General features: G+C 52.0%; 8 protein-coding genes and 1 pseudogene. 3 read left to right on the forward strand and 6 right to left on the reverse strand.

What is annotated here, in order from left to right; genetic code table 11:
• Nucleotides 1-37: 37 nt before the first annotated feature.
• Together Q7O77_RS12070 and Q7O77_RS12075 are read left to right on the forward strand one after the other, a co-directional pair.
• Nucleotides 38-319 (forward strand): annotated as a pseudogene (locus Q7O77_RS12070) (fumarylacetoacetate hydrolase family protein); the annotation flags it as partial.
• A 106-nt stretch (nucleotides 320-425) separates the two neighbouring features.
• A complete protein-coding gene (locus Q7O77_RS12075; protein ID WP_304167540.1) occupies nucleotides 426-872 on the forward strand; it encodes a YcgN family cysteine cluster protein in 447 nt (148 codons plus the stop codon).
• A 195-nt stretch (nucleotides 873-1,067) separates the two neighbouring features.
• Here the strand turns inward: Q7O77_RS12075 and Q7O77_RS12080 are convergent, their stop codons facing one another.
• From Q7O77_RS12080 to dsbB, 4 genes are all read right to left on the reverse strand, one after another.
• Entirely contained in the window at nucleotides 1,068-1,631 is a 564-nt protein-coding gene (locus Q7O77_RS12080) for a hypothetical protein (protein ID WP_304167543.1), read from the reverse strand.
• Nucleotides 1,632-1,998: 367 nt separating this feature from the next.
• Nucleotides 1,999-2,253: a hypothetical protein gene (locus Q7O77_RS12085; RefSeq protein ID WP_139824007.1), complete on the reverse strand. Its 255-nt coding sequence runs from the start codon at nucleotides 2,251-2,253 to the stop codon at nucleotides 1,999-2,001.
• A 220-nt stretch (nucleotides 2,254-2,473) separates the two neighbouring features.
• The gene (locus tag Q7O77_RS12090; protein WP_304167550.1) at nucleotides 2,474-2,929 is read right to left on the reverse strand and encodes a hypothetical protein; all 456 of its coding nucleotides are present in this window, start codon (nucleotides 2,927-2,929) and stop codon (nucleotides 2,474-2,476) included.
• 252 nt (nucleotides 2,930-3,181) lie between these two features.
• A complete protein-coding gene (gene dsbB / locus Q7O77_RS12095) occupies nucleotides 3,182-3,712 on the reverse strand; it encodes a disulfide bond formation protein DsbB (protein ID WP_304167563.1) in 531 nt (176 codons plus the stop codon).
• 639 nt (nucleotides 3,713-4,351) lie between these two features.
• On the opposite strand from dsbB, the gene fadR reads away from it, so the two are divergent.
• Nucleotides 4,352-5,071 carry a fatty acid metabolism transcriptional regulator FadR gene (gene fadR / locus Q7O77_RS12100; RefSeq protein WP_304167552.1) on the forward strand — a complete coding sequence of 240 codons (720 nt, stop codon included), beginning with the start codon at nucleotides 4,352-4,354 and terminating at the stop codon, nucleotides 5,069-5,071.
• A 65-nt stretch (nucleotides 5,072-5,136) separates the two neighbouring features.
• Here the strand turns inward: fadR and Q7O77_RS12105 are convergent, their stop codons facing one another.
• Nucleotides 5,137-6,669 carry a SpoVR family protein gene (locus Q7O77_RS12105; protein ID WP_304167557.1) on the reverse strand — a complete coding sequence of 511 codons (1,533 nt, stop codon included), beginning with the start codon at nucleotides 6,667-6,669 and terminating at the stop codon, nucleotides 5,137-5,139.
• 303 nt (nucleotides 6,670-6,972) lie between these two features.
• Nucleotides 6,973-7,464: ABC transporter permease (locus Q7O77_RS12110; protein WP_304167560.1), on the reverse strand; the 492-nt coding region annotated here is incomplete at its 5' end.

The following is a 7,464-nucleotide window of genomic DNA, read 5'->3' on the forward strand; positions in this document are numbered from 1 at the left end:
CTTAGTCTCGTGGGCTCGGAGATGTGTATAAGAGACAGGTTCATGTCCAGTATCCGGTTTCATCCCTGTCGCGGAATTCGGCGAACCGCAGAATACGGATCTGACGCTGAGCATCAACGGCGAAGTCCGGCAACAGGGAAATACGGGTGACATGATCACGCCGATTTTACCGTTGATTGCTTATATGAGCCGCTTTTTCACCCTGCGCGCAGGGGATATCATTTTGACCGGGACACCGCAGGGCGTCGGGCCGCTGCTGTCGGGCGATACGCTGAAAATAGCTTTGAACGATAAAGCGCTGGAAACCCGCGTGATCTAGTCATACATAGGCCATCTGTCTAGTGTGGCAGGTGGCTTCTTCTTATTTAACTACCTCGTTAAACTTGTTAGACGGGCTGTTTCCCGTCACCTTGGATACTATTGCAATGAATCAATTACCTTTTTGGCAACATAAAACGCTGGCTGAAATGTCTGACGAAGAGTGGGAAGCCCTCTGCGACGGCTGCGGCCGCTGTTGCCTGAATAAGCTTATTGATGCTGATACCGAAGAGCTGTACTTCACCAATGTCGCCTGTAATCAGCTGAACATCAAAAGTTGCCAATGCCGCAACTATACGCGCCGCTTCGAATACGAGCCGGACTGCATCAAGCTGACAAGGGAAAATCTGTTGTCGTTCGAGTGGTTGCCGGAAACCTGCGCCTACCGCCGGATCCACGAAGGCAAAGGTCTGGCGAGCTGGCATCCGCTGATTGCCGGTTCAAAACAGGCAATGCATCAAGAGCGTATCTCGGTGCGTAACATTGCCGTTCGCGAACGTGATGTCGTCGACTGGCAGGACCATATTCTGAATAAACCTGATTGGGCTAGGTAAGATTAAGAACTCTATAAGGAAAGCTGCTGCGGGTTTCAGGCCTGTGGCAGCGGTGGGGCAATATCCGTAAGTTTTGCGCCCTATACCGGGCTGATCTTCGCTATTGCCTGTCGTTTCTTTTCGTAAATGCTGCAACCTCTGCAATCACTCCCTTTCATTCGTATGCACTGTGTAAGAATTGCCGATCGCCTGTGATTAGACCTTCGCCTCGTGCTGAGCATTTTGGCTAATTGATTTCAGCATCCTCAGTCTGATCAATCCGCTTACTGGTCTAATCAAGTACCAGTAGGGGGCAAATTTACGCTGTGCGGTGTTATCCAGGCAGAGCACCCGTGTTTCTGTTCTCAGTCGAGATGAGGTGTTGTCTAATCGCTCAATGGTGAAGCTCAAGGCCAGTTTGGCTGAGCCTGATTCATCAAAGGCGAGAAAATCTGCGGCATCAACGAGTGTGGTTTGACCGTAATCTGATCGCCAAAACTTTCCCGCCAATCCAAACACAACTTCCTGATCGCTTCTTTGTTCTAACATCGTGAAATTGTCCATGTTGAAGGGTTTTCGAGACGTAAAACCTTTGCCCTTCATTCGGTCAAAAAGTCGGATTGGCAGTTCGCGCAGGGTAATTGCACTCCGGAATAAATAATCGTTATCAGGTCGATAGTTAAGCACGGCGGCCATGATATGTTCCGGTGTTGCTGCGACGTCCAGAGAATGGTTTTCGCTAAAATGATAGGCAGGCAAATACTTATCAATCAAATCCATGCGGGTTCCCAATAAAGAGGTTGGTGGAGGATCACAGTCAGTGCAGTGAAACAGGCGGGGCATTATGGCACGTCGCAGAGCGGCGTTTGGACAGGACTCGGAGTATAAAACAGTACTCAGAACATGAATATCGCTGAATCAACTTAGTGGATGATGGGGAGCCGCCGTAATCTGCTGTCTGATTGTTCAGACGCGGTCCGGGATGTCCCCGTGGTCGACGTCTTTCGCCACGGGAATATCGGTATTCGGAGTGCAGGTTTATCTCGAGGTTTTATGCGTCGACCTTGAATTAGATTTTTATGAACACGGTTTCGGCTTTTACCCCGGCTACGACGATATTAAGTTCGGCGAATCCGGCTGCGTGCGGTTACTCTTGGTCGGTTTTTTTGACCGTACCCAATTTGATGGTTTCCACAATCATATCGTTAATATCTTCCGCCACCGCAGCAGCGTCCTCATCGTCCAGCTTGGACAAATGCTCGTAGTCCGACTTCACCACCCGCGTTTCTGCCAGCTTTCGCAGGCTTTCCCTTTGCTCGTCGTTCATGATGGAAATCATGAATCCAATCACGGTGCGGAGCGCGGTAACTTCTTTCAGCAGATAGAGATCGGCAGTAATCATGGTCAATATGTCCCATAGAGTAGCGATGGAGTGTCACTTTCAATATAGCGCATAAATTCAGGGGTTATTTACGCAGGATGAAGCCGCTTTACGGGCGGAAATGGTCGGGGAGTGCAGTGGGGGGCGCGATGGGGTTACAGGGGCGAAAACGCTCAGCGCTTCATTTTTCGGGTCACGTAATAAAAAAGCCCTGAATGTCAGGGCTTCTACGAAGATGGGGTTATTTGTCAGGCGTGAAGTAGTCTTTATCGCTTTCCATCGGAATGTAAGCGCGGACCCATTCGTTGCCGTCAATAATTTCCCAGCTATGTCCAGGACCTTTCAGATCTTCCGCCAACAGAACGGTGCCTGGTGCGATAATGAAGGTCGAGCCATTGCTGACTTTGAATTTCAGCGTGCCTTTCAGCGTAATCACATACTGTTTTCTCGGGGCGGCATGGGTATTTTTTTCCCAGTCCTCGGTCGAGTTGCTGATCCAAAACTTCTGCGTGGGGATTTTTTCCAGGGCAGGGATGCTGCCTTTAACGAAGCTGGAATTATCACCCTCGACGTTGATTAGTTTGATTGCAGGGATTCTGACTTCTTCGCTGCCTGTGACCTTGCCAGATTCACAGTAGCCTTTCACGGACACGGCCAAAACTGCAGCCATCAATAGAAACGCTTTTGCTTTTTTCATCTACTCGAGCCTAAAAAAGGATAGTGGTTTTTATTAGCCTGACAATAGTCAGGTTGGTGGAAGATGTTAGAGGAAAGCAATTAAAAGGCTATCAATCACTGCCAGTGGTAAAACCGATGAAACGGCGACAGGGCGGCGATCTCAGAATGGCAACGGAAAAAAGAAAGGGAGGGGGAAGGAGAGGCTATGGTTATGCGGGATAAAACCAGCCCGGCTGGGCGCTAACTGGCAGCCGGGCGGAAGAGGGCGTGATTAATGAAAGAGGTCGCGGCGTTTAGGTCTGAACAGCTGCGCAACCAGCACCAGCGCGCACATGAGCAGATAAGCGCCGAAGACCACGATCATCCACTGCGGCATTTCCAGTCCCATAAAGTGCCATTGCCGTTCTGCGCAGTCGCCCGAGGCGCTGAACACGGCTGGCATCCATTTGTCCAGCGGCAGCCAGGACGGAAAATTGACGAAGAAGTCGCAGGTGGCGAACGGCGAGGGGTGAAGCTGAATATCGGTATGCTTCAACGCCAGCAGCAGGCCTTCGAAAGCGCTGTAGAGCCACAGGGCGATGGCCGGTAAACGAATGACGACGCTGCCCGGAGCCACCGCGCCGAGGAGTCCTGCCGCCATCACGCCAAACAGCGCGTTACGTTGATAAATGCAGAGAACGCAGGGTTTCAACAGCATCACATGCTGGAAATAGAGCGCGATCAGTTCGAAGATTAGGCTGGTCAGTGCCAGAAGCAGCCAGGCCGTCCGGCCATGCGAGCAACGGTTTAAATATCGCAACATCAGCAGCATAAAAGTATTCCATGCAAAACGTTCGAATTATAACAGCGCTATCAATTTCGCTGTCCTCACAAAGAGTGGTGCTCTCATCAATAATGACTGTCTGAGAGATGAAATCATCTTTTCGTCAGGGCGGAAGTCTTTCGCCGTGTAGCCCATACTCTTTTGTTTTTAAAGGTGATATCAGAAAAAACCGGATGTTTTCACCTAAGCGTTACTATACACGATATAGGCTGGTGGATGGACTTGCGAGGCGGGTTATATCGGCAGCGATCACAACAAATATGTGTCAGGCTGTAAATTCTCAGGCGAGAGCGGCGCGCGCTCCACTCACCACGGTGGCGGCATGTCGAAAAACGCGGATAAATCAACCCTGACGACCCGCCAATAAAGAAAAGCTGCCCAGGATGTGTTCCATGTCATAACTCGGCATTTTTCTCTCCCTTAAAACTTCTTACAATATAAAATGATGCCTTGATACGAATTTCTCGGTGATGTGAGCCTCAGTGTCGCTGTCTGAGCCGGTGTGCGGGGGTTTGCTACTGGATTGATTTGTCACTCCCGGAAACTATGTGATGGTAAAGGGGTTTGTTATGATGATGTTTACTTTCATGGGTAAACATCGCTACGGAATATAAACTTATGGTTATAAAGGCGCAAAGTCCGGCGGGATTCGCGGAAGAGTATATTGTTGAAAGTATATGGAATAATCGATTCCCCCCTGGGACTCTCCTGCCAGCAGAAAGGGAATTATCCGAGCTCATCGGTGTCACGCGTACCACGCTAAGGGAAGTGCTGCAGCGTCTGGCGCGCGACGGTTGGCTGACGATCCAGCACGGCAAGCCGACCAAGGTCAATAATTTCTGGGAAACCTCCGGTCTGAACATTCTTGAAACGTTGGCGCGTCTCGACCATGATCGCGTGCCGCAGCTCATCGATAATCTCCTGTCTGCGCGAACCAATATCGCGGGTATTTTCATTCGGACTGCGGTGCGCCAACATCCCGAGCAGGCGCTGGAAATTCTGCAGCAGGCCGATACCGTCAGCGACACCGCTGATGCTTTCGCGGAACTGGATTACGCGATATTTCGAGGACTGGCTTTTGTGTCGTCCAACCCGATTTACAGCCTGATTCTGAATGGGTTGAGAGGGTTGTACATCCGCGTTGCTCGCTACTATTTTTCTAATCTCGACGCCCGCGAGCTGGCGCTGAAATTTTATCGCCAGCTTGGCACCCTGTGCCGCGAAGGCCGGTACGAACAGGTTCAGGAAACTGTGCGCGACTATGGTAAAGAGAGCGGCGCCATCTGGCATGGCATGCAGAGCGCCATTCCTCACGATCTGGCCGGAGGCGGCCGCTGATCTGAGCGAATAAAAAACGGGTAACCCTGTCAAAGCGGTTACCCGTTGCTTTATCGGTTAAACGATTAGGGCTGATTGCGTGGTGGGCAGCGGTCAATAAGCTCTACGCTACCATCGTCATTCAACTGCTCCATAAACACTTCAAAACCCCACAGTCGATAAACGTGTTTCATCACTTCATGGCTGCTCTTGTCAAGCGGGGCCCGGTTCTGCGGGATGTAGCGCAGCGTCATCGAGCGGCTACCGCGCAGATCAACATTCCAAATCTGTATGTTGGGTTCGATGTTGCTCAGGTTGTACTGAGCGGAGAGCTCCTGACGGATTTTCTTGTAGCCTTCCTCGTTATGAATGGCTGCAATCTCCAGGTAGTTATTGCTGTCATCATCCAACACGGTGAACAACCGGAAATCACGCATCACTTTCGGCGACAGGAACTGGCTGATAAAGCTTTCGTCTTTGAAGTTCTGCATCGCGAAATGCAGCGTGTCCAGCCAGTCTGTACCAGCGATGTCTGGGAACCAGTGGCGATCTTCCTCCGTGGGTTCCTGACAGATGCGCTTGATATCCTGAAACATGGCGAAGCCTAACGCGTACGGGTTGATGCCGCTGTAATAAGGGCTGTTGTACGGCGGCTGATAAACCACGTTGGTGTGGCTGTGCAGAAACTCCATCATAAAGCGATCGGAGACTTTGCCCTCGTCGTACAGGTGATTCAGGATGGTGTAATGCCAGAAGGTCGCCCAGCCTTCGTTCATGACCTGCGTCTGCTTCTGCGGGTAGAAATACTGGCTGACCTTACGCACGATGCGCAGGACTTCACGTTGCCAGGGTTCCAGCAGCGGCGCGTTCTTCTCCATAAAATAGAGCAGGTTTTCCTGCGGCTCAGCCGGGTAACGCGGCGTTTTTTCCGGCGCGGATTCTAGCTCGCGGCGCGGCAGGGTTTTCCACAGATCATTCACCTGACTTTGCAGGTAGGCTTCGCGACTTTTCTGCCGCAGCTGTTCCTCTTCCAGCGAGATTTTCTGCGGACGTTTATAGCGGTCCACGCCGTAGTTCATGAGGGCGTGACACGAGTCCAGCAGGCGTTCGACTTCCACCACGCCGTAGCGCTCTTCGCAATGTGCGATGTACTGACGGGCGAAAATCAGATAGTCCACGATGGAACTGGCGTCGGTCCAACTGCGGAACAGGTAGTTGCCTTTGAAAAAGGAGTTATGGCCGTAGCAAGCGTGCGCGATAACCAGCGCCTGCATGGTCATGGTGTTCTCTTCCATCAGGTAGGCGATACAGGGGTTGGAGTTGATGACAATCTCATACGCCAGCCCTTGCTGCCCGTGCTTATAAAGCTGTTCGGTTTCGATGAACTTCTTGCCGAACGACCAGTGCGTATAGTTGATAGGCATGCCGATACTGGAGTAGGCATCCATCATCTGCTCGGAAGTGATAATTTCAATCTGGTGGGGGTAGGTGTCTAACCGATATGACTTGGCGATCCGGTCGATTTCATCCAGATAGACCTGAAGCAAATCAAACGTCCAGTCTGGCCCATCGCTCAGACATTGTGGGTTTCTTACCCGATCATCAATTGATACAGCCATCTGCGCGCCCTCACAATTACTTGTCACCACATTAGCGTGTGACACTTGTTAATCGTAGTTCAATCTGAAAAATCAGTGGCATGGATGTGTATTATTCGGTTGGCGAGTGATTCATCTTACGTCGCTGTCGTTTCATCCGCGTAATAAATAAAAGCTATATCAAAGATAATCAGTGTCGTGAAAAGCTGCGTGGGGAGGTGGACTTAGTCTGCCATGCGAGTATCGCTGTGGGGAGAATATCGGCGCTGCTGAGGGGGATCGTACGGCCCGGGGAGCTTATCCCTCGAGCCGTACGTAACAACATTATCGGCGTGACAGGTGACTGAGCGAAACCATCAGCACCGAGAGCAGAACCAACGCGCTGACCGGCGCAACGACGCTCCAGGGTGCCCGTTCGACATACGGCATGCCTTCCGCCAGAATTCGTCCCCATTCAGGGGCGGGCGGCTGTTGCCCGAGCCCCAAAAACCCCAGCGATGCCAGCGCCAGCGCAATGCCCGGCAGGCGTAACATGGCGTGGCGCACGAGCGGTCCCAGCAGGCCCGGCAAGATATAGCGTATCAGGCACTGACGGCGTCCCATCCCCAGAACGGGCGCGATGCGTACGTAAGGACGTGCGTGAATTTCGGTCACCAACGCGGCGGTATGCGCGGCCAACGGCGCCCAGCTGACCAGCATGACGGCGACGGCCGCGCCGAGGATGGAAGGCCCATACAGCGCGGCCACCACCATACCCGAAATGACGGGCGGCAGAGCGTTCGTCATTTCAATCGGTCCGGTAAATAGCCGGGGAAA

Source organism: Lonsdalea britannica (genome assembly GCF_946477055.1).
Classification (GTDB): Bacteria; Pseudomonadota; Gammaproteobacteria; order Enterobacterales; family Enterobacteriaceae; genus Lonsdalea; species Lonsdalea britannica_A.

Bases quoted from the DNA above. Each gene is read 5' to 3' on its own strand.
- Q7O77_RS12075 (WP_304167540.1), top strand. From the start codon at position 426: ATGAATCAATTACCTTTTTGGCAACATAAAACGCTGGCTGAAATGTCT.
- Q7O77_RS12080 (WP_304167543.1), bottom strand. From the start codon at position 1,631: ATGGATTTGATTGATAAGTATTTGCCTGCCTATCATTTTAGCGAAAAC.
- Q7O77_RS12085 (WP_139824007.1), bottom strand. From the start codon at position 2,253: ATGATTACTGCCGATCTCTATCTGCTGAAAGAAGTTACCGCGCTCCGC.
- Q7O77_RS12090 (WP_304167550.1), bottom strand. From the start codon at position 2,929: ATGAAAAAAGCAAAAGCGTTTCTATTGATGGCTGCAGTTTTGGCCGTG.
- dsbB (WP_304167563.1), bottom strand. From the start codon at position 3,712: ATGTTGCGATATTTAAACCGTTGCTCGCATGGCCGGACGGCCTGGCTG.
- fadR (WP_304167552.1), top strand. From the start codon at position 4,352: ATGGTTATAAAGGCGCAAAGTCCGGCGGGATTCGCGGAAGAGTATATT.
- Q7O77_RS12105 (WP_304167557.1), bottom strand. From the start codon at position 6,669: ATGGCTGTATCAATTGATGATCGGGTAAGAAACCCACAATGTCTGAGC.